This is a genomic window from Pseudomonas sp. rhizo25 (genome assembly GCF_031931935.1).
Lineage (GTDB): Bacteria > Pseudomonadota > Gammaproteobacteria > Pseudomonadales > Pseudomonadaceae > Aquipseudomonas > Aquipseudomonas synxantha.
In genome coordinates, this window is sequence record NZ_JAUJXA010000014.1 from 22,560 (window position 1) to 48,281 (window position 25,722).

Annotated in this window: 22 protein-coding genes, 1 tRNA gene and 2 pseudogenes; 15 read left to right on the plus strand and 10 right to left on the minus strand. The window is 60.0% G+C overall.

The genetic code is table 11. The annotated features are described in order from the left end of the window. Nucleotides 1-5: 5 nt before the first annotated feature. Together QZR30_RS23065 and QZR30_RS23070 are read left to right on the plus strand one after the other, a co-directional pair. Nucleotides 6-1,112, plus strand: a complete 1,107-nt coding sequence (locus QZR30_RS23065; RefSeq protein WP_046070804.1) for an efflux RND transporter periplasmic adaptor subunit — start codon at nucleotides 6-8, stop codon at nucleotides 1,110-1,112. Between the two features lie 17 nt (nucleotides 1,113-1,129). Then, nucleotides 1,130-4,273 (plus strand): CusA/CzcA family heavy metal efflux RND transporter, encoded by a 3,144-nt coding sequence (locus QZR30_RS23070; RefSeq protein ID WP_311904299.1) that lies wholly within the window; start codon nucleotides 1,130-1,132, stop codon nucleotides 4,271-4,273. 59 nt (nucleotides 4,274-4,332) lie between these two features. On the opposite strand, the gene QZR30_RS23075 is transcribed toward QZR30_RS23070, so the two are convergent. Continuing rightward, complete coding sequence (locus QZR30_RS23075; RefSeq protein ID WP_046070802.1) at nucleotides 4,333-5,793, minus strand: heavy metal sensor histidine kinase; 1,461 nt, start codon at nucleotides 5,791-5,793, stop codon at nucleotides 4,333-4,335. Beyond that, nucleotides 5,790-6,464: a heavy metal response regulator transcription factor gene (locus QZR30_RS23080; protein WP_059398104.1), complete on the minus strand. Its 675-nt coding sequence runs from the start codon at nucleotides 6,462-6,464 to the stop codon at nucleotides 5,790-5,792. Before QZR30_RS23080 ends, QZR30_RS23075 begins: the two co-directional genes overlap by 4 nt. A 524-nt stretch (nucleotides 6,465-6,988) precedes the next feature. On the opposite strand from QZR30_RS23080, the gene QZR30_RS23085 reads away from it, so the two are divergent. The 3 genes and pseudogenes from QZR30_RS23085 to QZR30_RS28100 form a co-directional block, all read left to right on the plus strand. Next, nucleotides 6,989-7,321, plus strand: coding sequence for a DUF2790 domain-containing protein (locus QZR30_RS23085; RefSeq protein ID WP_311904301.1), 333 nt, complete (start codon nucleotides 6,989-6,991; stop codon nucleotides 7,319-7,321). A 195-nt stretch (nucleotides 7,322-7,516) separates the two neighbouring features. Further along, nucleotides 7,517-8,203: pseudogene (locus QZR30_RS28095) on the plus strand (PAS domain-containing protein); the annotation flags it as partial. A 108-nt stretch (nucleotides 8,204-8,311) separates the two neighbouring features. Beyond that, nucleotides 8,312-8,743 (plus strand): annotated as a pseudogene (locus QZR30_RS28100) (methyl-accepting chemotaxis protein); the annotation flags it as partial. A 165-nt stretch (nucleotides 8,744-8,908) separates the two neighbouring features. On the opposite strand, the gene QZR30_RS23095 reads toward QZR30_RS28100, so the two are convergent. Together QZR30_RS23095 and QZR30_RS23100 are read right to left on the minus strand one after the other, a co-directional pair. After that, on the minus strand, nucleotides 8,909-9,145 hold the full coding sequence (locus QZR30_RS23095; RefSeq protein WP_311904303.1) for a DUF6124 family protein: 237 nt from the start codon (nucleotides 9,143-9,145) through the stop codon (nucleotides 8,909-8,911). 344 nt (nucleotides 9,146-9,489) lie between these two features. Beyond that, nucleotides 9,490-10,299, minus strand: a complete 810-nt coding sequence (locus tag QZR30_RS23100; RefSeq protein WP_311904304.1) for an AraC family transcriptional regulator — start codon at nucleotides 10,297-10,299, stop codon at nucleotides 9,490-9,492. A gap of 137 nt (nucleotides 10,300-10,436) precedes the next feature. Here QZR30_RS23100 and QZR30_RS23105 point away from each other — a divergent pair, with 137 nt between their 5' ends. Both QZR30_RS23105 and ddlA read left to right on the plus strand, forming a co-directional pair. Next, nucleotides 10,437-11,069 (plus strand): LysE family translocator, encoded by a 633-nt coding sequence (locus QZR30_RS23105; protein WP_056845569.1) that lies wholly within the window; start codon nucleotides 10,437-10,439, stop codon nucleotides 11,067-11,069. A gap of 44 nt (nucleotides 11,070-11,113) precedes the next feature. Further along, entirely contained in the window at nucleotides 11,114-12,208 is a 1,095-nt protein-coding gene (gene ddlA / locus QZR30_RS23110) for a D-alanine--D-alanine ligase (protein ID WP_046070796.1), read from the plus strand. Nucleotides 12,209-12,233: 25 nt separating this feature from the next. Here the strand turns inward: ddlA and QZR30_RS23115 are convergent, their stop codons facing one another. The 6 genes from QZR30_RS23115 to QZR30_RS23140 form a co-directional block, all read right to left on the minus strand. Then, complete coding sequence (locus QZR30_RS23115) at nucleotides 12,234-12,548, minus strand: helix-turn-helix domain-containing protein (protein ID WP_046070795.1); 315 nt, start codon at nucleotides 12,546-12,548, stop codon at nucleotides 12,234-12,236. Nucleotides 12,549-13,018: 470 nt separating this feature from the next. Further along, nucleotides 13,019-13,738: a polyphenol oxidase family protein gene (locus tag QZR30_RS23120; RefSeq protein ID WP_046070794.1), complete on the minus strand. Its 720-nt coding sequence runs from the start codon at nucleotides 13,736-13,738 to the stop codon at nucleotides 13,019-13,021. A 27-nt stretch (nucleotides 13,739-13,765) separates the two neighbouring features. Then, nucleotides 13,766-15,595, minus strand: coding sequence for a gamma-glutamyltransferase (ggt, locus tag QZR30_RS23125; RefSeq protein ID WP_311904306.1), 1,830 nt, complete (start codon nucleotides 15,593-15,595; stop codon nucleotides 13,766-13,768). A gap of 36 nt (nucleotides 15,596-15,631) precedes the next feature. Continuing rightward, nucleotides 15,632-16,411 (minus strand): PhzF family phenazine biosynthesis protein, encoded by a 780-nt coding sequence (locus tag QZR30_RS23130; RefSeq protein ID WP_056845565.1) that lies wholly within the window; start codon nucleotides 16,409-16,411, stop codon nucleotides 15,632-15,634. A 131-nt stretch (nucleotides 16,412-16,542) separates the two neighbouring features. Then, nucleotides 16,543-16,619, minus strand: a tRNA-Met gene (locus QZR30_RS23135). A gap of 321 nt (nucleotides 16,620-16,940) precedes the next feature. Next, nucleotides 16,941-17,492, minus strand: a complete 552-nt coding sequence (locus QZR30_RS23140) for an RNA polymerase sigma factor (RefSeq protein ID WP_046070791.1) — start codon at nucleotides 17,490-17,492, stop codon at nucleotides 16,941-16,943. A 264-nt stretch (nucleotides 17,493-17,756) separates the two neighbouring features. On the opposite strand from QZR30_RS23140, the gene sctW reads away from it, so the two are divergent. From sctW to sctR, 8 genes are read left to right on the plus strand one after another with little or no spacing between them, the layout of a single operon-like run. Then, entirely contained in the window at nucleotides 17,757-18,812 is a 1,056-nt protein-coding gene (sctW, locus tag QZR30_RS23145) for a type III secretion system gatekeeper subunit SctW (RefSeq protein WP_046070790.1), read from the plus strand. Continuing rightward, nucleotides 18,809-20,902, plus strand: a complete 2,094-nt coding sequence (sctV, locus tag QZR30_RS23150) for a type III secretion system export apparatus subunit SctV (protein WP_059398098.1) — start codon at nucleotides 18,809-18,811, stop codon at nucleotides 20,900-20,902. Before sctW ends, sctV begins: the two co-directional genes overlap by 4 nt. 34 nt (nucleotides 20,903-20,936) lie before the next feature. Continuing rightward, nucleotides 20,937-21,839: an FHA domain-containing protein gene (locus tag QZR30_RS23155; protein ID WP_059398097.1), complete on the plus strand. Its 903-nt coding sequence runs from the start codon at nucleotides 20,937-20,939 to the stop codon at nucleotides 21,837-21,839. Continuing rightward, nucleotides 21,836-23,194: a FliI/YscN family ATPase gene (locus tag QZR30_RS23160; protein ID WP_059398096.1), complete on the plus strand. Its 1,359-nt coding sequence runs from the start codon at nucleotides 21,836-21,838 to the stop codon at nucleotides 23,192-23,194. Before QZR30_RS23155 ends, QZR30_RS23160 begins: the two co-directional genes overlap by 4 nt. After that, nucleotides 23,181-23,609, plus strand: coding sequence for a type III secretion system stalk subunit SctO (gene sctO / locus QZR30_RS23165; RefSeq protein WP_311904310.1), 429 nt, complete (start codon nucleotides 23,181-23,183; stop codon nucleotides 23,607-23,609). The genes QZR30_RS23160 and sctO overlap by 14 nt, the downstream gene beginning before the upstream one ends. After that, nucleotides 23,606-24,058 carry a type III secretion system HrpP C-terminal domain-containing protein gene (locus tag QZR30_RS23170; RefSeq protein WP_046070785.1) on the plus strand — a complete coding sequence of 151 codons (453 nt, stop codon included), beginning with the start codon at nucleotides 23,606-23,608 and terminating at the stop codon, nucleotides 24,056-24,058. Before sctO ends, QZR30_RS23170 begins: the two co-directional genes overlap by 4 nt. After that, a complete protein-coding gene (locus QZR30_RS23175) occupies nucleotides 24,055-25,068 on the plus strand; it encodes a FliM/FliN family flagellar motor switch protein (RefSeq protein WP_311904312.1) in 1,014 nt (337 codons plus the stop codon). The genes QZR30_RS23170 and QZR30_RS23175 overlap by 4 nt, the downstream gene beginning before the upstream one ends. Beyond that, nucleotides 25,065-25,721, plus strand: a complete 657-nt coding sequence (gene sctR / locus QZR30_RS23180) for a type III secretion system export apparatus subunit SctR (protein ID WP_046070783.1) — start codon at nucleotides 25,065-25,067, stop codon at nucleotides 25,719-25,721. Before QZR30_RS23175 ends, sctR begins: the two co-directional genes overlap by 4 nt. Nucleotide 25,722 lies beyond the last annotated feature (1 nt).

Consider the following 25,722-nt stretch of genomic DNA (forward strand, 5'->3'; position numbering starts at 1 on the left):
TCCTGATGAATAAAAAACATGGCATGGCGTTCGCCGTCGCCTTGGGCCTGATGCTGTCCGGTTTCGCCCACGCCGACGAGGAAGAAGGCCATCTCGAACTCACCGAGCAGCAGATCCAAGCTGCCGGAATTCAACTGGCCCAGGCTCAACCGCGCTCGATCAGCACCGTGCTGACGCTGCCGGGCGAGGTGCGCTTCGATGAAGACCGCACCTCTCACATCGTGCCCCGCGCGGCCGGTGTGGTGGAGGCGGTGGAGGTCAATCTCGGCCAGTCAGTGAAAAAGGGCGAACTACTGGCGGTGATCGCCAGCCAGCAGATTTCCGACCAGCGCAGCGAGTTGGCGGCAAGCCAGCGCCGAGTCGAGCTGGCGCGCACCACCTTCCAGCGTGAGCGCCAATTGTGGCAGGACAAAATCTCCGCCGAGCAGGATTACCTGTTGGCGCGGCAAACCCTGCAAGAAGCTGAAATCGCCCTGAACAATGCCCGGCAGAAGATGACCGCCCTCAGCGGCAGCGCGGTCTTGGCCGGTGGCAATCGTTATGAACTGCGTGCTCCGTTCGCTGGGATAGTAGTGGAAAAGCATCTGGGCGTGGGCGAGGTGGTCAGTGAAACCAGCAACGCATTCACGCTCTCGGATTTGTCCCAGGTGTGGGTCACCTTCGGGGTATTTCCCAAAGACTTGAACAAAGTGCGCGTGGGCAAGCCGGTGAAAGTCAGCTCCACGGAAATGGGCACCGAAGTGCTCGGCACCGTGGCCTATGTCGGCAATTTGCTCGGTGAGCAGACACGTACCGCCACCGTCCGCGTGACGGTGCCCAACCCCGACGACGCCTGGCGCCCAGGCTTGTTCGTGGCCGTAGAGCTCGCCACCGACACCTACCAGGCCAAGGTCACCGTGCCGCAAGCCGCGATCCAGACCGTCGAGGACAAACCCTCGGTGTTCGTACGCACCGCAGATGGTTTTATCACCCGCCATCTTGAACTGGGCGTCAGTCAAAACGGCTACGTCGAAGTGCGCCAGGGCCTGGAGGCCGGCGCGCAGGTGGCGACGGTTGGCAGCTTCATCCTCAAGTCCGAACTGGGCAAAGGCTCGGCCGAACACGCCCATTGATCTGCGAGTGATTCCCCATGTTTGAGCGCCTTATTCAATTTGCCATCGAGCAGCGCATCATCGTGCTGCTGGCGGTACTGCTGATGGCCGGTGTCGGCATCGCCAGCTATCAGAAACTGCCCATCGACGCGGTGCCTGATATCACCAACGTGCAAGTGCAGATCAACTCGGCAGCGGCGGGGTTTTCACCGCTGGAAACCGAGCAGCGCATCACCTTCCCTATCGAAACCGCCATGGCCGGCCTGCCCGGTCTGCAGCAGACGCGTTCGCTGTCGCGTTCCGGATTGTCCCAGGTAACGGTGATTTTCAAGGACGGCACCGACCTGTTCTTCGCCCGCCAACTGGTCAACGAGCGCCTGCAAGTGGCACGTGGGCAATTGCCCGATGGCATTGATACCGCGATGGGGCCGATTTCCACCGGGCTCGGGGAAATTTTCCTGTGGACCGTGGAGGCCGAGGACGGTGCGCGCAAGGACGACGGTACGCCGTATACCCCGACTGATCTACGGGTGATCCAGGACTGGATCATCAAGCCGCAACTGCGCAACGTACCGGGCGTGGCCGAGATCAATACGATCGGCGGTTTCGCCAAGGAGTACCAGATTGCGCCAGACCCCAAGCGCCTGGCCGCCTACAACCTGACGCTCAATGACCTGGTCACGGCGCTGGAGCGCAACAACGCCAACGTCGGTGCCGGTTATATCGAGCGCAGTGGCGAGCAGTTGCTGATTCGCGCACCGGGGCAAGTGGCGTCCATCGACGACATTGCCAACATCGTCATCACCACCTCGGATGGCACGCCGATCCGCGTGCGTAATGTGGCTCAGGTGGATATAGGCCGCGAACTGCGCACCGGCGCGGCCACGGAAAATGGCCGCGAGGTGGTGCTGGGCACGGTGTTCATGTTGATCGGCGAGAACAGCCGCAGCGTGTCCCAGGCGGTGGCGAAAAAGCTCGAGGAGATCAACCGCTCGCTGCCCGAAGGGGTGGTGGCGGTCACCGTGTATGACCGCACCAACCTGGTAGAGAAAGCCATCGCTACGGTGAAGAAAAACCTTTTCGAAGGTGCGTTGCTGGTGGTCGCGGTGTTGTTCCTGTTCCTCGGCAATATCCGTGCGGCGCTGATCACAGCGATGGTGATTCCGCTGGCGATGCTGTTCACCTTTACCGGCATGTTCACCAACAAAGTCAGCGCCAACCTGATGAGCCTCGGCGCATTGGACTTCGGCATTATCGTCGACGGCGCGGTGGTGATCGTCGAGAACGCCATCCGCCGTCTGGCTCACGCGCAGCAGCGCCATGGCCGTTTGCTGACCCGCAGTGAACGTCTGCACGAAGTGTTTGCCGCCGCCAAGGAAGCGCGACGGGCGCTGATCTTCGGGCAGTTGATCATCATGGTGGTGTACCTGCCGATCTTTGCCCTCACAGGAGTGGCCGGCAAGATGTTCCACCCCATGGCCTTCACCGTGGTGATTGCCTTGCTCGGCGCGATGATTCTGTCGGTGACCTTCGTACCGGCGGCGATTGCGTTGTTCGTCACCGGCAAGGTCAAAGAGGAAGAAAACTGGGTCATGCGCAGCGCACGTCGGGTGTACGACCCGGTGCTCAATTGGGTGATGACGCGTCGCCCGCTGGTGTTCGGCCTGGCGCTGCTGACCATCGTCGTGTCGGGCCTGGTGGCCAGCCGCATGGGCAGCGAATTTATCCCCAGCCTGAGTGAAGGCGACTTTGCCCAGCAGGCGCTGCGTGTACCCGGCACCAGCCTGACGCAATCGGTGCAGATGCAGCAGCAATTGGAAAAAACCTTGCTGGCTGAAGTGCCGGAAATCGAGCGGGTATTTGCGCGTACCGGCACCGCGGAAATCGCTTCCGACCCGATGCCACCGAATATTTCCGACAGCTACGTGATGCTCAAACCCAAGGCCCAATGGCCCGATCCGAACAAGTCCCGCGAGGCGATCATTGCCGATATTCAACGGGCAAGCGCGATTGTGCCTGGCAGCGCGTACGAGTTGTCGCAACCGATCCAACTGCGCTTCAACGAACTGATTTCCGGGGTGCGCAGCGATGTGGCGGTGAAGGTGTTTGGTGACGACATGGCGGTACTCAACAGCACCGCCGGGGAAATCGCCGAGACCTTGCAGAAGCTCAATGGCGCCTCGGAAGTGAAGGTGGAACAGACCTCCGGCCTGCCGGTGCTGACCATCAATATCGACCGCGACAAGGCCGCGCGCTTTGGCCTGAATGTGGGTGATGTGCAGGACACCATCGCCGTCGCCGTCGGTGGGCGCCAGGCCGGTACGTTGTACGAAGGGGATCGGCGCTTCGACATGGTCGTGCGTTTGTCCGACGCGCTGCGCACGGATATCGAAGGCTTGTCACGGCTGTTGATTCCGGTGCCGGCGCTGGCCAGCAACACGTCTGGGCAACTGGGCTTTATCGCCTTGTCCCAGGTCGCCAGCCTCGACCTGGTGCTGGGTCCCAACCAGATCAGCCGCGAGAACGGCAAACGTCTGGTGATCGTCAGCGCCAACGTGCGCGGGCGTGATATCGGTTCGTTTGTCGAGGAAGCTGAAGCCGCCCTCATCGCCCAGGTGAAAGTGCCCGCCGGTTACTGGACCACCTGGGGCGGGCAATTCGAGCAGTTGAAAGAAGCCTCCGATCGCCTGCGCATCGTGGTGCCGGTGGCGTTGCTGCTGGTGTTCGGCCTGCTGTTCATGATGTTCAACAACCTCAAGGATGGATTGCTGGTGTTCACCGGGATTCCGTTCGCGCTGACCGGTGGGATCATGGCGCTGTGGCTGCGGGATATTCCGCTGTCGATTTCGGCGGGGGTGGGTTTTATTGCGTTGTCGGGTGTGGCGGTGCTGAACGGCCTGGTAATGATCGCCTTTATCCGCAACCTGCGCGAAGAAGGGCGCTCGTTGGCGGTGGCGATCCACGAAGGCGCGCTGACCCGCCTGCGCCCGGTATTGATGACTGCATTGGTGGCGTCCCTCGGGTTCATCCCCATGGCACTCGCCACCGGCACCGGCGCCGAAGTGCAACGCCCGTTGGCGACGGTGGTGATTGGCGGGATTATTTCTTCGACCTTACTGACGCTGCTGGTGTTGCCGGCGCTTTACCAGTGGGCCCATCGCCGCGAAGAAGAGGCTGCCTAAAACCTTGAACGCACCACAAAGACCAATGTGGGAGGGGGCTTGCTCCCGATAGCGGAGTGTCAGCCAGCACATGCATTAGCTGACCCGCCGCCATCGGGAGCAAGCCCCCTCCCACACTGGACCTGTGTTGTTTTCAGATTCAGGGGAAACACCAGGCTAAACCGTGTGAAACGCCCCGGCTGGCTGGTGACATGAGCATGCCCCTGGTGCAAATGCATGATCGACTTGACGATCGCCAACCCCAGTCCGTTGCCACCCTCGGCGCGGGTACGGCTGCTGTCGGCGCGGTAGAAGCGTTCGAACAGGTGCGGCAGGTGGTGCGCTTCGATACCACGCCCCGGGTTGCCCACCGACAGCGACACGCCCTGGCAGTAGGTTTCCACCAACAGCAACACGGTTGAGGCCTCAGGTGTATGGCGAATGGCATTGGAGAGCAAATTGGATATGGCCCGCTGGATCATCAGCCGATCACCAGTCACCAGGGCATCGCCGCGCAGGCTCAGGGTGACCTGCTTGTCTTCGGCACTCAGGGCAAACAGCTCCATCACCCGCTGGGCTTCTTGGGCCAGGGAGACTTCGGTGAATGACGCCCGCGCTGCCGGATGGCTGACCTGGGCCAGGAACAGCATGTCGCTGACGATACGCCCCAGGCGTTCAAGCTCTTCGGTGCTCGATTCCAGCACTGCCTTGTATTCCTCGGGCGGGCGCTGGCGCGACAGGGTCAGTTGGGCCTTGCCCATCAGGTTGGTCAGCGGCGCGCGTAGTTCGTGGGCCAGGTCATCGGAGAATTGCGAGAGTTGCTGTACGCCCGCATCCAGGCGGTCGAGCATCACATTGATGCCTTGGGCCAGTTCACCCAGTTCGTGGGGCAAGTTGTCCACGGACAAACGATGGGTCAGGTCCTGGGTGGTAACTTTCGCCGCTACTTGGCTGAACTGCTTCAACGGTGCCAGGCCGCGTTGCACCAGCCACCAGGCGCCCATGCCGATCAGGATCAACAGCAGCGGCAGCGCAATCAGTGTGGCGCGCAGGTAGGCGCTGAGCAACGCCTGGTCGTCCATGCGGTCCAGGGACAGCAGCACCCGCACGCGTTCGCCGCTGGCAAGGCGCATCAGGCTGGAGGCGCTGAGCACCTGGCTGCCATAGTTGTCGGTCCAGTTCAGGTAGCCGAGGGTTTCCCGGGGCTTGAAGTCAGTGAGCAAGGGCTCCTGGGGCTTGGCACCGATGTTGAGTAACACGCTGTTATTGGGCGCGGTGCCGACGATGGTCAGGTAGAAATTGTCGTGGCCGATGACCAGGTCCAACAGCGAATGGGGGCGGGCACGGATGGCCTGGGCATCGAGCCCCAGGGCCAGGCTGTGCTGGATCTGTTCCATCTTGCTTTCCAGGTTCTTGCGCGCCAGTTTTTCCAACTCATGGGTGAGGGCCAGGTAGGCCAGGGTGGCCAGCAGCAACACCAGCCCCGCGCCCATCAGGCTGACGGTCAGGCCCAGGCGCATCGACAGGCTGCCGGTCTTCATGGACGCGCTTCCAACACATAGCCCACGCCACGAATGGTGTGGATCAGCTTGACCTCGCTCTGGTCATCCACCTTGGCCCGCAGGCGGCTGATGGAGACTTCCACCACGTTGGTGTCGCAGTCGAAATTCATGTCCCACACCAGGGAAATAATCTGTGTGCGGGTCAGCACTTCACCGCTCTGGCGCATCAGTACGTGGAGCAGGGTGAACTCCTTGGTGGTCAGGTCGATACGCCGAGTGCCGCGATAAGCGCGATGGCGGCGCGGGTCCAGTTCGAGGTCCGACACGCGGAACACTTCCGGCTGTGGAATGTGTTCGCTGCGCCGCAACAAGGTGCGCACCCGGGCCAGCAGCTCGGGAAACTCGAAGGGCTTGACCAGGTAGTCGTCGGCGCCCATGTCCAGGCCCTTGATCTTGTCAGCCAGCCGGCCCCGGGCGGTCAGCATCATTACTCGCTGGGTGCTATTGCGCCGCAGCTCTTGCAGAACTTGCCAGCCGTCCTGGCCGGGCAGGTTGACGTCGAGAATCACCAGCTCATACGCGTGCTGCCCGGCCAAGTGCAGGCCATCGATGCCATTGGCGGCGCAGTCGACCACATAGCCGCTTTCGTTCAAGCCTTGCTGCAGGTAGTCGGCGGTCTTTTGCTCGTCCTCAACCACAAGGATACGCATGGGGGGTTACCTCTAATGTCTGGGGAGAGAAAGCGCCCATTTCCGTTTGGCAGCTGTTTTCAGGGGAGTAGGAAAAGTCTGAACGCTGAAGTAACTTCAGGGTCAACTGCGACCATCAGTCGCATAACCCTGCGGGCAAAAAAAACGCCCCAAGCGGGGCGTTAAAAACTCATCTCTTTCCAAAGGAGCTACACAAAAGCTTCAGAGATGAATGTGCTCGGTGAATAAGTTGAAGCCAGTATAGAAATTTCAACTTAACGAGAAGCTGGAGCCAATATTACAATTTTGATAGACGGCTATTTGTGAACAGATGTTAGTTAATCGCGAGCGAATGTAAGCTTACAGCGCGAGCACTGGGTATATCGGGTAGTCATTTGCTGCAGCTGCTGTGCGGCGGCACGCTGATGAAGGTTACGATTCTGCAAGCTGGCGGCCTTCTAACAAATAAGTAATGTTCTGGTGAACATGCCGTCAGGGTTCGCTGGTTAATCTCGACACTGAACTTTTCAGTCGAGGAACCCGTGATGAACTTTTATAAAGTGGCCTTAGGTGTTTTAACCGCCGTCTTATCCTTGGCTGCACTGGCCGAAGGCGGAGGGGATCGAACTTTCGCCCAGATGATGGAGCGCAACGAGAAAGCCATGGCCGCCTACGCGTTCAAAAACGGCAAGCCAGTGCCTGAGGTGCAGGCCTATCGCTATGGCATGGAGTTGGACATTGCCAAGGTGGTCAACGTGACGCCGCCGGTCCGCTCGTGCAATGCCGTGCCCTCGCGCATGACCTATGAGGACTCCAGCGGCAAGCTCAATACCCTGGAGTATCAGGTGATGGGTGTGTGCCGAAACACGGGCGGTTGAAGGATCAAAAAATATAGTGGGGCGGTGGGCTAAAGCGCTATTCAGAAAATGCCGGCAGCGCCGATGCAGCATTAATCGTCCCGCCCATTTGCCCATCGGTGCCCTATGTTCAATACCCGCCTGAAACAGGAGCTGGCCGCTCTTCGCGAAGACTTGTCGAGCTTGCTGCAGGTCAAGGAGAGCCTGGAGAACGAAATGCTATGCCTGACGCTGGATGCCGAGGGCCGGGTGGAGTGGGCCAATGCCAACTTCCTGCGAGAGCTGGTTTATTCGCTGGGTGAAGTTGTAGGGCGGGCGATTGAAGACTTGGTGCCGGCCCATGTGCGCCAAGACGAGTTCCAGTTGCGCTTCAAGCATGCGCTGGCGCGCGGCGAACATTTTGCCGGTGCCGTACGCCTGATGCGGGGCAATGGCAAGGAGGCGTGGCTGCGCTCGATTGTGCAGCCGGTGCGCAATTCGCAGGGGCGTCTCAAGCATTTTTCAATGTTCTCCAGCGACCTCACCCGCACCATCGAGAATTCGCGTGAACATGACAACCTGATCACCGCGCTGATGCGCTCCACGGCGTTGATCGAGTTTGACCTGGACGGGCACGTGCTCACCGCCAATGACCGCTTCCTCAGCAGCATGGGTTACAGCCTGGCGCAGATCCAAGGTAAACATCACCGGATGTTCTGTGAGCCGCAGGAATACAACAGCCCCGAGTACCAGCAGTTCTGGAAACGCCTGAATGCCGGCGAGTTCGTCGCGGCACGCTTCAAGCGCGTGGACAGCCATGGCCGCCTGGTGTGGTTGGAAGCCACCTACAACCCGGTGCTGGACGCCAACGAGCGACTGTACAAAGTGGTCAAGTTCGCCACGGTGATCACCGACCAGGTCAACCGCGAGCAGGCGGTGGCCGACGCCGCCAGCATTGCCTACAGCACCTCCTTGCAAACTGATGATAGCGCCCAACGCGGCACCACCGTGGTGACCCAGGCGGTGGATGTGATGCGTGACCTGGCCCAGCACATGCAACAGGCCGGCGAAGGTATTGAGGCGCTCAACGCCCAGTCCCAAGTGATCGGCACTATCGTCAAGACCATCAGCGGCATCGCCGAACAGACCAACTTGCTGGCGCTGAACGCAGCCATCGAAGCGGCGCGTGCCGGTGAACAAGGGCGTGGCTTTGCGGTGGTGGCTGATGAGGTGCGGCAACTGGCTTCGCGCACCAGCAAAGCCACTGAAGAAATTGTCGGCGTGGTGCGCCAGAACCAGGACATGGCCCGCGACGCGGTCGCCCTGATGGCTGATGGTCGCCTGCAAGCCGAACAAGGCCTGGCCCTGGCGGCCGAGGCGGGCACGGTGATTGTGGAAATCCAGGACGGCGCGCAAAAAGTGGTGAGCGCGGTCGGGCAGTTTGCCAATCAGCTGTCGAGCTGACGGGCTGGCTCATGAGCATGTTCCAGCGCTGCACTCGGTTTTGAACCCGGCAGAGCTCAATGTGGGAGGGAGCTTGCTCCCGATGAGGGTATGTCAGTCATACATCTGTGACTGACCCACCGCCATCGGGGGCAAGCCCCCTCCCACATTGGTTTTGTAGTGTTTTCAGGTACGTGGCATGCAGTCGATAGTGCGGTTTACCACGGTCTTGGCCATTTCCAGCAAGTGCCACGCGGCATGGATTCGGGCACGGTCGTGGGGTTGCAGGTGATCGCAACAATCCCACACGGTGGCTGAGGCGCTTTGGATCAAGTGGGAGATATAGAGTTGGGCGTCTTCGAAGCTGAGATTTTCGTTAACGGCGAGGCAGTCCATGGGTGGGTCGGGAAGTGCTTTGGTCATGGTGTAACTCCTATTGAGCAAGGGAGCGACCACCAACGCTGCTAAACGTAAGGTGGCAGCTGTACGCGGGTTAGCAGACCGGTCAATAGGAAAACCAGCGCACCCGGAGGTGCCCCGCGCACAGCCACCATAAACGCGGATGTGGACCATGTGCCTATTGAGTTCGGGCTGCTAAACCCGATCACTGAACTCCAGTGACGGACCGAAGACTAGCCATCGATTCCAACAGGCACAAGGCGGCGGGGATTGTCTCGGAAACGTCCTGCAATTTAAAGAGACACGGCTTGCTGGCCCTTTACAAACCATGACCAAATGCCAGCAACACCACCCCTCCCACATTTGGATCAGCGGCCGAGCATCTTTACCCAGCGCGATGGCGGCATGCCGTAGGTGCTACGAAATTGACGGGTCATGTGGCTTTGGTCGGTGAAGCCGGCGGTCATTGCTGCATCCACCAAGGGTTGGCCCTTGGCCAACAAGTGGCGCACCAGGTCCAGCCGGCGCATGGTCAGGTAACGGTAGGGGCTGGTGCCGAACAACAAGCGAAAATCCCGCGATAGCGCCCAGCGGTCGCGGCCGGCATGGTCGGCCATTTCATCCAGGGTGATGCTGCGGCCCAGGGCGCTGTGGATGAATTCACGAGCACGCTCGGCGGCGATGTAGTCGAAGGATTTGCGGCTGACGATGGCGCCGGACGCCATGCTCAGCGCCTGTGCCAGGTCGTACATGGCGTCCTGTTCCTGCATCGGGTCAATCGAGCACTCCAGGTTCTGCAACAACACTTCGCTGGCGCGGTGCAGCCGCGGGTCGGTGGACAAGCCGCCGGGGATGAACGGCAACGGTTTGCCGCCGAGGATCTGCTGGATCAGCGCCGGCTCCACATAAATCATCCGGTACTTGAAGCCTTCATCGCTGCCCGCGCGGCCGTCATGGAGTTCATCCGGGTGAATCACCATGGTGGTACCAGGCAGGCTATGGGTCATGCCGCCGCGGTAATGAAAACTCTGTACGCCGAACAAGGTGCGCCCGATGGCGTAGGTGTCATGGCGATGGGGGTCGAACGCGAAGCCGGCAAAGTACGCCTCGATGCGGTCCAGGCCACTGGCGTGCGGGGCGCGGTGCAGCCAATCGAGGGTGTGGGTGGGTTTGCCCATAGTGACTTGTCACAGGAGGAGGTTGGAATACGTTAACCGAGTCTGCTGCGGTTGTCTGCCCGGGGTCTTGTACGATTGTGCAGGCGTCGGCCGAGGCCTATGATCGCAGTTCGCCTACTGCACTGGTGGAGCCTTCCATGGATTTTTTCAACCCTGCCTATGTGACGCCCTTGGTGGCGCTCGCGCTGCTGTGGACGGTCGCCGTGGTGACGCCCGGCCCCAACTTCTTCAACACGGCGCAGTTGGCCGCCAGCTGTTCGCGACGTCACGGCGTGGTGGCATCGGCGGGCGTGGCGACCGGCACGATTATCTGGGGGCTCGCGGGTGGCCTGGGCATCAAGTCGCTGTTTACTGCCGCACCCATGCTGTACCTGGCGTTCAAGATCATCGGCGGCTGCTACCTGATCTACCTTGGGCTGAAACTGTTCAAGCGCTCGGCGCCGGCATCGGTGCAGTTGCCCGACGAGCCGCGACGCTCATTGTTTTCCGCCTGGCGCTTCGGCTTGCTGGGCAATCTGTCCAACCCCAAGGCCGCGCTGTTCGTCGCTACGGCTTTTGCTTCGACCATGCCGCCGTCCCCATCGCCTGCGCTGCTGACTCTGGCGGTCATCACCATGGCGACCTTGTCGTTCAGTTGGTACACCAGCGTCGCCCTGGTGTTTTCCAGCGAGCGCATGGCCAGCCTCTACAGCCGTTCGCGCAAGTGGCTCGACCGCTTTGCCGGCAGTTGCTACCTGTTGTTCGGTGCACATCTGGTAGCGAATCGCTGACCGGCCGTGGTAAGAAGCCTTACTTTCAACAGTGAGGCCGAGTCATGAGCAAGGTGCGGGTAGGGATTATTTTTGGTGGTCGTTCGGCCGAGCATGAGGTGTCGCTGCAATCGGCGCGCAACATCGTCGATGCCCTCGACCGTTCGCGCTTCGAGCCCATCCTGATCGGGATCGACAAGGCCGGCCACTGGCACCTCAACGACACGTCGAACTTCCTGATCAACCAGGAAAACCCGGCGCTGATCGCCCTCAACCAATCCAACCGTGAATTGGCGGTAGTGCCGGGCAAGGCCAGCCAGCAGGTGGTGGAAACCTCCGGCCAGGGGCTGCTGGAGCACATCGATGTGATCTTCCCCATCGTCCACGGCACCCTTGGCGAAGACGGTTGCCTGCAAGGCTTGCTGCGCATGGCTGACTTGCCGTTTGTCGGCTCCGACGTGCTTGGCTCGGCCGTGTGCATGGACAAAGACATCAGTAAACGTTTGCTGCGTGACGCCGGTATTGCGGTTACGCCGTTCATTACCCTTACGCGTCGAAACGCGGCTCGCACCTCTTTTGAGGCGGCTGCGAACACGCTCGGCCTACCGATGTTCGTCAAGCCCGCCAACCAGGGCTCCTCAGTGGGCGTGAGCAAAGTCGGCAACGAAGCCGAGTACTTCGCCGCGGTTGAGCTGGCGCTGGGGTTTGATGAGAAAGTGCTGGTAGAGTCTGCCGTCCAGGGCCGTGAAATCGAATGCGCCGTGCTGGGCAATGAACAACCGATTGCCAGCGGCTGCGGCGAGATCGTGGTAAGCAACGGCTTCTATTCCTACGACAGCAAATACATCGACGACCAGGCCGCCCAGGTGGTCGTGCCTGCGGCTATCAGCCATGAAGCCAGCGAGCGCATTCGCAGCCTGGCCATTGAAGCGTTTGAAGTGCTGGGTTGCGCAGGGCTGGCGCGGGTGGATGTGTTCCTGACCGATAATGGCGAAGTCTTGATCAACGAGATCAACTCACTGCCCGGTTTTACCCGCATCAGCATGTACCCTAAGCTGTGGCAGGCGGCGGGCATGAGCTACAGCGAACTGGTGAGCCGGTTGATTGAACTGGCGTTGGAGCGGCATGCGGGGCGCAAGGGGTTGAAGATCAGTCGCTGATCATAGGCCCGGGTCAGTAACGCCATCAGGCGTTACTGAGAACTTCGCGAAAAACGTCCGGCCTTATGGCCGCAATGTGTAGTAGCGAGCGCGCTGCACCAGAAGGTGCCCGACGCCCTTGTTCCCATTCTTGAAGGGTCCTTACTGACACACCCAGAAGCTCCGCAAATTTTTGTTGCGACAGCCCCGTCTTGCTTCTCGCTTCGGCAGCTTGGGTGACCTCAACGTAGTGCACTGCACCGTAATTTCCCGCTTTGACATCCTGAATGGCTGCCAGTAATTCTTCGCCGATATTGCGTTTGGCGTCACGTGCCTTCAATTTTTTCTCAGTGAGTGGCATGGTTCATTTCCTTTGCGATTTTGTACAGGACATGTGCCGGAATACTCTCAGTGGTGCCCTTGCCATAAATCAGAAGTGCTACTACTGCTCCGCACTGCAATTGAGTGGTGTAGATAATTCGTACCGATCCACTTTTGCCCCGGCCCTCCATGCTCCAGCGTATCTTTCGGCAGCCACCTGAGCGCGGAATAACGTTCCCTGAGTCAGGATGGCTGGCAAGGAAAGCCATGAAAATACCTTTTTCCTCTTCAGTCCAATAGTCGGGCCATAGTCTGCTGAATAAAGGCGATTCTATGATGGTCAACACGCGAAATTCTACGTCTTTGACGTAGCCTCTGGCAAGAAAGGGCGGGCCAGAAAATCGCAGGTGAGAAGGCACTGCTCAAGAGGGTTTTTATCGCAAAAAATGACAGGGCACTTAAGTTTGGGCGATAGGCAGGGGCCTGAGAGGTTGGCTTGTAGGCGTTTTTTTATCGGTATGTACGAGCAATCCACGAATAGATCAACGTCCTGCTCTCCGCTGGGTGATGAGTCCTCCTGCGATAGCTGGCAAACGCCGGGGAGGTGCAGTAGGTGCATACGTCACTCACCTCGATATGTTTGCGCTTGACGCCCGCCGCGTGCAGCAACAGCAGCCCATACCCGCTCAAATCAAACCAGGCACTTCCTGTTTGCCTGGCATGGGGCGGTGGAATGTGCGGGGCTTGTAGCGGTGTCGGTTGTTCAACGCTCCAAGGCGCCTGGCCGTGCTGCCATACGTGGCCTTGATCGGCCTGGAACTCGGCAATAAACGCGGCGCTCACTTCATAGCAGCACGGTTTGATCGACGGCCCAATTGCCACTCGCAGTTGGTCTACTGCAATGCCTTCATCTATGAAACGCTGCACGGCATTGCCGATGATTCCGCGCTGCAAGCCCTTCCAGCCGCCATGGATGGCCGCTACCCACTCACCGCCTGCGATCAGGATGGGCAAGCAATCGGCTGTGATGACCGCAATCGGCTGCCGGCTGCGGGTGAACACCCCGTCGGCCTCAATCGTATTGGCCAACTGACCCGGTTGCCACTCGATCACCGACGCGCTGTGCACTTGTTTGCAAATGAACACGTCATCGGGTCGCAGCGGATCATCAATCGAGCAAAAACCGTGATCGACGCCGGGGAGGGCATTGAGGTTATGGGCTTTGTGCATCGTGCATTCTCCTTTGATCAAAACACCCTAGTCGCCCAGCGCCTCGCCTTCGCGACGAGGGTCGGCGCCGCCGCTCAGCGACACCTTGCCCTGGGCATCCCGCGTGCGCACGATGGCCTGGACGCCGCTGGTCATCTCGATTTCGCTGAGGGCATGGCCTTTGTCTTTGAGCGCCTGTTTCAGCGCGGGGCTGAACAGACCGGTTTCCAACTCCGTGGCCCCGTTGCGGCTGCCGAAATTCGGCAGGCTGATGGCTGCTTGGGGATCAAGTTTCCAGTCGAGCATGGCCACCAGGGATTTGCTCACGTACTCGATGATCTGCGAACCGCCGGGGGAGCCGACGGTGGCCAGCAGCTCACCCGTCTGGCGGTCGAACACCAAGGTCGGTGCCATGGCCGAACGCGGGCGCTTGCCCGGTTGCACGCGGTTGGCGACAGGCTGGCCGTTTTCCTCGGGGATGAACGAGAAGTCGGTCATCTGGTTGTTGAGCAAAAAGCCCTGCACCATCACATGGGAACCGAACGCCGCTTCCACCGTGGTTGTCATCGATACCGCACCGCCATGGTCGTCCACCGCCACCACTTGCGAGGTGGAGATGCGCAGCGGCGAGCGGTCTGGCGCATAGGCCACTTGCACGCCAGCGGGTTGGCCGGGCTTGGCGACGCCCATGCTGCGTTCACCGATCAGCGCGGCACGCTGGGCCAGGTAATTGGGCGCGACGAGGCCGGCAACCGGTACGGGGGTGAAGTCCGCATCGGCCACGTACAGTGCACGGTCGGCAAAGGCCAGGCGCCCGGCTTCGGCGATCAGGTGTACCGCTTCGGCTGTCGGCTCAAGCCCGGCCGGCGTGGCACTCTTGACCGGTGTCATCGGCGCGATAGCCAAGCGAGGGTCGCGGGTTTCCAGTGCCTGCAAAGTCCCAAGGATCTGCGCCACAGCAATCCCGCCCGAGGAAGGCGGCGGCATGCCGCAGACCTTCCACTGTTTGTAGTCGGTACACAAAGGTGCGCGTTCCTTGGCGCTGTAGCTCTTGAGGTCGGCCACGGACAGGCTGCCGGCATTGTGATTGCCCCGCACCTTGCGTGCGATCTCATCGGCAATCGGCCCGTGGTACAGCGCGTCCGGCCCTTCCTTGGCGATGCGCTTGAACACCGCGGCCAGCGCTGGATTTTTCAGCAGCGTGCCGGTGGCTTTTGGCGAGCCGTCGGCATTCAGGAAGTACGCCGCCATCTCCGGCGATTGTGCGATAAAGCGGTCAGCCGCGATCAAGCTGTGCAGGCGCGGGGAAATAGCGAAGCCTTGTTCCGACAAGCGGATCGCCGGCTCAAACAGCTTGGCCCATTGCAGATGGCCGCTCTGCTTGTGCGCCATCTCAAGCGCGCGCAATACCCCAGGCGTGCCCACCGAGCGCCCGCCAATCTGAGCATCGGTGAAGGCCATCTGCGTGCCGTCGGCGTTCAGGAATAGGCGTTCGGTCGCACCCGCCGGCGCGGTTTCGCGGCCGTCGTAGGCATACACCTGTTGCCCATCCCACAGCATGATGAACGCACCGCCGCCGATACCGGAAGACTGCGGTTCCACCAAGGTCAGCACCGCCTGCATGGCAATCGCCGCATCGATGGCCGAACCGCCCTGGCGCAACATCTCACGCCCGGCTTCGGCGGCCAGCGGGTTGGCGGCAGCGGCCATGTGGCGTTCGGCGTGGCGGGTGCTGAGGTCGGTGCGATAGCCCGAACCCAGCTCCGGGGCCGGTGGTTGTTCGGTGACGGTAGTGTGGCAGGCCGCGAGGGCCAGGGCTGTTGCGATGACCGTCAGGTGGCGGCGGGAAATCAAAAACACGCGCTGAACTCCGTTCATTTTGAGAATGATCTGTTGTCCTTGGGGTACTGCTTTCTAAAGGTAGATCGTGCCTTGCATATACAGCACGGCCTTGCCGGAGATAATCACCCGGTCGCCTTGAAGTTCACAGCGCAACTGGCCCTTGCGCTGGCCGCCTTGCTCGGCAGTCAATTGCGATTTGCCCAGGCGCTCGGCCCAGAACGGTGCCAGTGAGGTGTGCGCCGAGCCGGTGACCGGGTCTTCATTGACCCCTACATTCGGCCCGAACCAGCGCGAGACAAAGTCAAATCGAGTGCTTTTGGCGGTGACCGCAATCCCGCGTTTAGGTAGGCCCCTGAGTCGTGCGAAATCCGGCGTGAGCGCCGCCACCTGCGCTTCATCTTCTACCAGCACGATGTAGTCATCGGTGCCAAACACCTCGGCATTTTCAATTCCCAACGCACTCAACATTCCGCTCGGCGGCTCGCAGCGCTCAGGCTGTTTGGCCGGGAAATCCATCGCCAATTCATCGCCATTGCGTGTCACCCGCAACTCGCCGCTGCGGGTGGCAAAACGAAGCACTTCGGGTGCATCGGCCAGCTTATGGATCAATACCCATGCCGCTGCCAACGTGGCATGGCCGCACAGGTCCACCTCGACTTCGGGAGTGAGCCAGCGCAACTCATAGAAGTCGCCACGGGGTACGAAGAATGCGGTTTCCGAGAGGTTATTTTCCGCCGCGATATTCTGCAGTTGCTCGTCGGGCAGCCATTCGGTGAGCGGGCACACCGCCGCTGGGTTGCCGCCGAAGGGGTGTTGGCTGAAGGCGTCGACCTGGTAGATGTCCAGTTTCACCGTGAAGCACTCCGTGTGTGAAGGGAGGCTGGACACTAACAGCGGGGTAGGGAAGCGTCAAAATACAGTTGGGACGTTTTTTTGCGCGCATAAAAAAACGGCCTACCTTTCGGTAAGCCGTTTTTAGTACTTGGTGGCTACACAGGGACTTGAACCCCGGACCCCAGCATTATGAATGCTATGCTCTAACCAACTGAGCTATGTAGCCAAGTGGCGCGCATTATTCGCCTGGAACGGCAATGCGTCAAGCCTTTTTGTCGAAAATTTTTCTACGCTTTCAACTGTTTAACGGAAAGTGCTGCTTTGGGCGACGGGCGGCAGGGGGATGTACGCCTCTCATGCGTCAACCCGATCCTTTTTAGATGCAGGCTTGATCATCAGAGTGTGGGGCGGGGAGTAGAGCGTGATCGCCGCGACAAGAGTGGATGGTTTTGGATCGGGCGGGACTTGCGAACGATTTCCATCGTGCCACGCTTGACGGTGTTGGGCAGATATCCCTGTCGCCCAACGCTTGACCGGTTAAATCAGATTACTGATGCATTGTATTGTGAGTGACCCGCTTGAGTTGCTCACGTGCCCGAGACAGGCGCGAGCGAACGGTGCCGATAGGTATATCTAAAACGTCGGCAGTGTCTTGATAGCTGCCGTCGGTCTCCAGCGAGGCGTATAAGGTTTTGCGCATCTCTGCTGGTAAGTGATCAATAGCGCTCAGGGTATTTTCCAGGCGCCGGTTGATCTCAAACTCCCAGTCCAGGCTATTGTTTTCTTCCTGGCCATGCCACAACGATTCATCGAATTCGCAATGCGCAGGCTTGGCATACATACGTCTAAAGTGATTGCGGATCAGGTTCTGCGCGATGCCGCACATCCAGGTGCTGAGCGTTGCAGTGCCACTGAAACGCTCGCGATTACGCCAGGCTTCCAAGTAGGTCAATTGTAGAAGGTCATCCGCATCTTCCGGGTTGAGCACGCGTTTGTGAATGAAGCGACGGAGTTTTTTCTGTTGGTCGTCTGTCAGGTGAAGCATGAATTGAGGCGAGCTGCCAACAAGGTGAGCTATAGCTCCAATAGGGATATTCATGATGTTTTCCTTAAGGTAGACGCTGTCGAAATGATTTCGACGGCTACCTCTTTTGCACCGCCTGTGCCAACGGAGAATCCTCTATTAACTAACTGATTTATATAAATAAATACTTTATCGGCATGGCACTTTTGTGCAGTAGTTTGCAAAAGGCATCAGAGGCTCGTGCAGGTTTTTTCACGCTGTCGGTGGGCCAGATTTCGATGGAACCATCTGCGCGGGCTCTGCCACACAGGGACAATCTCTTCCTGTACTGGCCTGCCCATGAAAGTCGAATCCACCAACGAAGTGCCAACGCCCCCTCGATTGGAACTGAACACCGTCAGCCCGGCCGCCAAGCCTGAGCCGGGCAAAGGTATCGATGATCTTTTTCTGCAATTCAGCCAGGAGATAGAGCCCAATAGCCGCACGTTGGACAAACGCAAAATCGGGGTGCGTGTGCCCCCGGTCCAGGCGTTCGCGCAGCTGTATGAGCAGCTGGGTCATCCGGCCCAGGAAAGTTTTTCGGCGATTGCACGACGGATCAGGCTGCAATTGCTGATGCAGCCCAGCGTAGATAAATTGCTGGAATCCACTGGCGGTGACCCGGCTCGTACCTTTGTGGTACTAAAGTCGGTGTTGGAGCAGGCCGATGCTGAAGCGCGCAAATCCGAAGCCGCCCTGGCGCGGGATGCCATTGCCAAGTTGGAGATCCGCTTCAAAGGCCAGATCCAGGCAGGCCTGAATATTGCCGTGGCCTTGCAGAAGGCCGGTGGCGATCCCCAGGAGCGCCAGGCGCTGCGCGCGCTCTATTACGCCAGTGTGGTGACGCGGCAATCCCTGGCGAGCATGATGCAGGCGCTGTTGGGCGTTTACGGCGACGACCGCTTTGCCCATGGGCTGAACGTGATGTCCAGTGCCTTGACCGCCGACATCGCTGCCCATGTCTCGTCTCTGCCTACGGCAATGTTGCGCACCCTGCTGGTGGGGCTGCGTAGTTGCGGTGCATTGAGCGGGGTGTTGTGCAGCTGCCGTGACTTGACCCAGAACCTGGCGATTGAGCTGCATGCGGTAAACCTGCTGCAGCGCCTGCTGGGCTACGCCAGCACCGGCATTGCCTCAAATGAAGTGATGCGCCTGGCCGAAGACATGGGGGGCAACACGTCCACGCTTGTGTCTCTGAATACGCTTTACCCACTGTTTCAAAGCTTGCCGCTGGCGCTATGGCCGGATAGCCGGTCTCGCCAAGAGGCGCTGCATAATTTCCTGTTGGTGATGGATGAGCTTGCCCGTCAAGAAGGCAAGAACCCTCGCTTTCCCGACTCGAGCATTCTGGCGTGAGCGTGCTGTCCACCATCAACGGCATACTGCTCAAGCTGGCGCAGCGTGCCGAGGTCTTGGGCGCCGTGGTGATCATGGCGATTGTGTTCATTTTCATCGTGCCGCTGCCCACTTGGCTGGTAGACATCCTGATTGCACTGAATATCTGCATTTCCTGTCTGCTAATCATGCTGGCGCTGTACTTGCCCGGGCCTTTGGCATTTTCTTCCTTCCCGTCGATTCTGCTGCTGACCACCATGTTTCGCCTGGCGCTGTCGATCGCCACGACACGACTGATCCTGCTTGAACAGGACGCCGGCGATATCGTCGAGGCCTTCGGCAACTTCGTGGTAGGCGGCAACCTGGCGGTGGGTATGGTCATCTTCCTGATCCTGACCCTGGTCAACTTCCTGGTCATCACCAAGGGCTCCGAGCGGGTTGCCGAAGTGGCAGCACGCTTCAGCCTGGACGCAATGCCTGGCAAGCAGATGTCCATCGACAGTGACTTGCGTGCCGGCTTGATCGACGGCGAGCAAGCGCGCGACAAGCGTGAACAGTTGTCTCGCGAGAGCCAGTTGTTCGGTGCGATGGATGGCGCCATGAAATTCGTCAAGGGCGACGCCATCGCTGGGTTGATCATTGTGGTGGTCAACCTGCTGGGCGGGTTTTCCACGGGGATGTTCCAGCACGGATTGAGCGCTGCCGATTCAATGGCGCTGTATTCGGTACTGACCATCGGTGACGGCTTGATTGCGCAGATCCCCGCGCTGCTGATCTCCCTGACCGCCGGCATGATCATTACCCGTGTGGCACCGGACAGGCACAAGGGCGTCACGAACATGGGGGCTGAAATCGCCCGGCAGATGACCAGCGAACCCAGGAGCTGGATGATCGCATCGGTGGCGATGCTGGTGTTTGCGATCGTGCCTGGCATGCCGACCCTGGTGTTTATCCTGATCTCGATAATGACAGGCGCCCTGGGTTATTACCTTGACCGTCGGCGTCGTAGGCAAGCTCAGCCAGAAGCCGAAGCCGTCGAGGCCCCGCGGCCCGAAGAAAACGGCAAGGAGGACTTGCGCGGGTTCGATCCGTCCCGGCCCTACCTGTTGCAGTTTCCCTCGGCCTTGCGAGGAACGCCTGAGGTGACGGATCTCATTCATGGAATCCGTCAGGTGCGAAACTCCCTGGTTGCCAATATCGGCCTGACATTGCCGCCGTTTGAGGTCGAGATCGATGACTCACTGGCCGCCGATGAGATGCGCTTCTGCGTGCATGAAGTGCCTATGGTCAAGGCGTCGGTGGTCCAGCGAGTGGCCGTGGCTCGCGCTGCGCTTACGGTTGAGCCTGAGCATGGCATACCGGGATTGGCCGAGCGCAATGAACAGGATTGGCTCTGGCTGCCACCTGATGACCCATTGCTTGATGACTCGCAGCTGGAGCGCTTCAGTGCGACGAGCTTGATCGTCGAGCGCATGAAGCAGGCGATGATGCTCAGCGGGCCGCAGTTCCTGGGGATCCAGGAGAGCAAGGCAATCCTCAGTTGGCTTGAACACAATCAACCTGAACTGGTGCAGGAACTGCAACGCATCATGCCGATATCGCGCTTTTCGGCGGTGTTGCAACGCCTGGCCAGCGAAGGGGTTCCGCTGCGCGCCGTGAGGCTGATTGTCGAGTCGCTGATCGAGTATGGCCAGCATGAGCGCGAGCCGGAAGCGCTGGCCGACTATGCGCGCATTGCCCTCAAGTCGCAGATATTCCACCAGTACAGCGAGGCCGATGGCCTGCATGCCTGGTTGTTATCACCGCATACCGAAAACACCCTGCGTGAGGCTCTGCGCCAGACCCAGACGGGAGTGTTCTTTGCACTCGACAGCGATGACAGCGCAGCGATGGTCAACCTGCTTAACAGGGCCTTCAGTGCCCGGGCCAAAACTAAAAGCGTGATGTTGGTGGCGCAAGACTTGCGTAGCCCTTTACGGACCTTGTTGCTTGAGGAGTTCAACCATGTGCCGGTGCTGTCCTTCGCCGAGCTGGGGAGCAATTCCAAGGTGAAGGTGCTGGGGCGTTTTGATCTTAGCCAGGATGAGTTGATGCACGGGACGTTGGCATGAACACATCGCTACTTGAGTATGGGGGGACGCACTGATGTTCGAACTCCGGGTGTTGGACGGTTTGCACCAAGGGGCCGCGCTGCCTTTGTTTGGCGAGCAATGGAGCCTTGGCGCCCACGGGGATGCCGATCTTTTGCTGGATGATCCAGGTATCGCCGAGCATCACGCGCGCCTGCTGTTGGCCGATGGCCGGTGGTCGGTGCAGGCTGAGGCTGGGCTGTTGAAAAACAGCGATGGGCAAATGTTGGCGCAAATCAGCGATCTGGCGCTCAACACTGCGTTCGTAATTGGCAGTGTCAGCTTGTGTGTCAGCCCGGCTGATCAGCCTTGGCTGCAAGCGTCGGCGCCCAAGCAAGACAGGCAGGTAGCGCAACCTGAGCCCCAGACGTTGCCATTGACCCTGTCGTCCATTTCGTCGACGCAGCAAAAAGGCCTGGTAAGCCTACTTCTGTTATGCGCCGCAATCATCATGGCGGTTGGTATTATCTTCAGTGGCGAGCGCGAGGCCCAGGCATCGCTGATGCCGGCAGTGATTCAGAAGCCCGGGCTGGATTCGCCCTCCGAGGTGCGCCAGCAACTGATGAAGATGCTCACCGAGCGCGAGCTGCTCCAGCGTGTCAGCTTGCAGATCGTCAATGACCAGATAGCCCTCAATGGTGTCGTTTCCCAGGAAGAAGTGGAACTGATCGCGCGTATGCTCGACCGTTTTGCCGAGCAGTTCGATACCGGCGTGCCGGTGATCAGCCGCGTACGGGTTCGCGACGTCAGGTTGCCGTTCAGGATCTTGCAGATTGTCGGTGGCCCGAACGGCCATGTGGTGCTTGAGGAGGGAACCCGGCTGTTCGTGGGCGATGAAGTGGATGGGCTGCGCCTGGTATTGATCGACAACAGCAAAGTGGTGTTCGACGGCGAGCAACGTTATGAGGTGGGCTGGTGAGGGGGTCGTTGCAGGAGCGCCTGGAGGCTTGGCAGCTGAACCAGTCCCAGGCGCTGAGCAGCTTCGCCCCGGTCACGATGCGCGGACGCATTCAGCGCGTGAACGGCATGCTGCTGCAATGCCGATTGCCCCAGGCCCGTATCGGCGACCTGTGCCAGGTCGAGAAAGCACCAGGTGACTACATGCTGGCGGAGATCATCGGGTTCGACCAGCGCGATGCAGTGCTGAGCGCCCTGGGCAATCTGGAAGGCGTGCGCGTGGGTGCCAGCGTTGAGCGGCTGGGGGTGCCACACCAGGTACGGGTCGGTGATGAGTTGCTGGGGCAGGTGCTGGATGGTTTTGGTCGCCCGATTGCGGGTGACGGTGCCGGCGCATTCGTCGAAGCGGACGCACCTGATGCGACCCCGGTGTTGTGCGAGGCGCCCCTGCCTACGGAACGGCCGCGGATCAACCGCGCACTGGCGACGGGCGTGCGCTCGATTGATGGGCTGATGACGCTGGGGGAGGGCCAGCGTGTCGGGCTGTTTGCCGGTGCCGGTTGCGGCAAGACCACCTTGTTGGCCGAGATCGCCCGTAACGTGGAATGCGATGTGATCGTGTTCGGTCTGATTGGTGAGCGGGGCCGGGAATTGCGCGAGTTTCTCGATCACGAGCTGGATGAACAGTTGCGGGCCAAGGCGGTGTTGGTGTGCGCCACCTCTGACCGTTCAAGCATGGAGCGCGCGCGCGCCGCGTTCACGGCGACCGCGCTGGCCGAGGGTTTCCGGCACAAGGGCCAGCGGGTGTTGTTGCTGATCGACTCCCTGACCCGCTTCGCCAGGGCGCAACGCGAAATCGGCCTGGCTGCCGGTGAACCCTTGGGGCGCGGTGGTTTGCCGCCGTCGGTCTATAGCTTGTTGCCGCGGTTGGTGGAGCGCGCCGGGTTGACCCGCGAAGGTGTGATCACGGCTATTTACACGGTGCTGATCGAGCAGGACTCCATGAACGATCCCGTGGCGGATGAAGTGCGCTCTCTGCTCGATGGTCATATCGTCCTGTCACGCAAGCTGGCCGAGCGCGGTCACTACCCGGCGGTCGACGTCCTGGCCAGTCTTTCGCGGATTTTAAGCAATGTCGCTGAGCCCGCGCATATCCGTGCCGGTACGGCGTTGCGGCGCCTGCTGTCGGCTTACCAGCAGATCGAGCTGATGCTCAAGTTGGGAGAGTATCAACCCGGCAACGATGCCCTCACCGACCTCGCAGTCGACAGTCGGCAGGCGGTAGACGGGTTTCTGCGCCAGGACTTGCGGGAACCTTCGCCGCTAGCCGTCACCATGAACCAACTGACGGAGCTGACTGCCCATGTCCCATTCTGAAATGTTATCGGGTGAAATCGATACCTTGCGACGCCTGCGCCGGCATCGTGCCGATCGTGCGGAGCGTGCGTTGCGTGAGGCAAAACGGGCTCAGCAAGCGCTGGTCTCGCACATCCGCGAGATGCAGGAGGTGCTCGAGCGGACTCGCCAGGAAGAGGCCCGGCAATGTGCGCAACTATTGAGCGAGCACCAGGGGCAGGTGGTGACGTTCAAGGCGCTGAAGAACTGGAGTGCCAAGGAGCAGGAGTTGTCGGCGGGCACGCAGCGCGAAGAACACCAATTGCTGCGGCTGCAAGGGCGGCAGCAAGAGCAGGTGGTGCAGGTCAACCAGGCGCAAAAGCAGGTCACTTTATGCTTGCGCCAAGTGGAAAAAATTCAAGAGTTGTCTGATTTACTGCGGCAGGAGCCGATATGAAACAGGTTGCAGTTACGACACCTGAACGTCAGCGCCCGCGCGATGAGCGTGCCCCCGAGTTCAGTGCCTTGGTGCCTTGGGAGCAACGGCGACTGTTTAGCCAGTTGTTTGACGATGATGGTCAGGGCGGGGGCGGATACGGAGCTTCTCTGAACGGAATCAAAGCGTCGGGCGATGTCGCCATGATCGAGGCGCTGACCGAGCAGTTGGCGCCGCGAATGCTCGTCGGTCCGCAATGGCCGTTGATGGCGGTCTTTCACCTCGGACGCCTTGGGCGGATCAATGCCGATATTCGTCGAGAGCAGGGCAGTTGGAGCGTTGAGCTGGACGCGGAGCAAGACGCTTCGGCGCGCTGGCTCAGTGGGGTACGCCAACAATGTGAGCAACGTCTGGCTGCGAGCATGGGTCAGCCCGTGAGTTTGTACTTGGCCAGATCGGCGCAGGCATGATGCTGCCACCTCTTATATTTCCTACGTTCAAGGCTGATATCGCGGTTGCCCGACAGCGGTTGGGGCACGGGATGCGTATGCCGTTTGAAGTCGCCGGCTCAAGTGGCGAGTTGAAAATGGAGCCTGGTGCTGCCCCTGTGGGTATCCAGCCGCTCTGTTTCGAAACGGCCTGCGGAGTATTGGCCCTCAGTGAGCCGGGACCGCAATTGAGCTTGATGGGTGAATGCCCGGTGACACTGGCGCAGGCCGGCAACGATCCGGATGCCTGGTTCTGGTCCTTGTTCCAGCATCATCTGAGCCCCCAGGTGCAGGCGCTGTTTGGTCATTTGCGTTTGCTGCCGGGCACCCGCCCCTTGAACTTTGGTTGCCGATTCTGCGTGACGCTCGGTGCGTCCCGTGTTGTCGGCTACCTGTGGCTATCTGTCGATAGCTTTCTGGCGTTATGCCAGGCGGGGCCTTGGCGTTCCATGGCTAAGCCAATGCCGGCGCAGTTTCAACTGGCGATTGATGTGACGCTGGGGCGCCTGCAATTGCCCATGCACCAGTTGCGCAGTGTGCGGGCCGGTGACGTGCTGGTGCTTGAACAGGCCTTTTTCAGTGCGTCGGGAACTGGTCATGTACAGGTTGGCAAACGGCGCCTGGTGGGCTGGATTGACGCCGAATCCGGGCCGATGCGCCTGACCCTTACTTCTATCGAGGACATGCTTGTGGACGAGGATTTTGCAGCACAGCCCTACTCAGGGCATGAGGATGAGACGGCGGTAACGGATGTGTTCGGGCATGAACCCTTCGATGAATTGAGCATGGCGCTCAATGTGCGTTGCGGTACGTTGAATCTGACGCTCGGCGAATTACGCAATCTTGCACCAGGCGCGGTGTTGGGCGTCTCCGGGTACGCCCCTGGCACAGCCGGACTCTATTACGGAGACCGCCCTCTCGGCCTGGGCCAGTTGGTTGAAGTGGACGGGCGGCTGGGGCTGCAGATGTCTCGCGTGATTTTTTCTCGATGAGTAGTTTCCAGGGAATAGATCCGGTCGTCCTGGCAATATTTCTCGGGGCGTTGTCGTTGATGCCCATGTTGTTGGTCGTCTGCACCGCGTTCCTGAAGATCGTGATTGTGTTGATGATCACCCGCAACGCCATCGGTGTGCAGCAGGTGCCTCCGGGGATGGCGATCAACGGCATTGCGCTGGCGGCCACCCTGTTCATCATGGCGCCTGTCGGTTACGAGATGGCCGAGATCGTCAAGGTTTCCCCCCTGGACCTGACCAGCGTGAGCGCCCTTCAACAGACGGGGACGGAGGCGATCAAACCGTTGCGCACGTTCATGTTGCGCAATATTGACCCGGATATTCTGACCCACCTGCTGGAGAACTCCGCACGCATGTGGCCGGCGCAGATGGCGCAGGAAGTCCAGCGTGAGGACCTGATCCTGCTGGTGCCGGCCTTTGTATTGTCACAGTTGCAGGCGGGGTTTGAAATTGGCTTTCTGATCTATATCCCTTTTATCGTGATTGACCTGATCGTCTCCAATCTCCTGCTCGCGCTGGGTATGCAAATGGTATCGCCGATGACCATTTCCCTGCCGCTCAAATTGCTCTTGTTCGTGATGGTTTCCGGGTGGTCGCGATTGCTCGACAGCCTGTTCCTTTCCTATCTCTGAG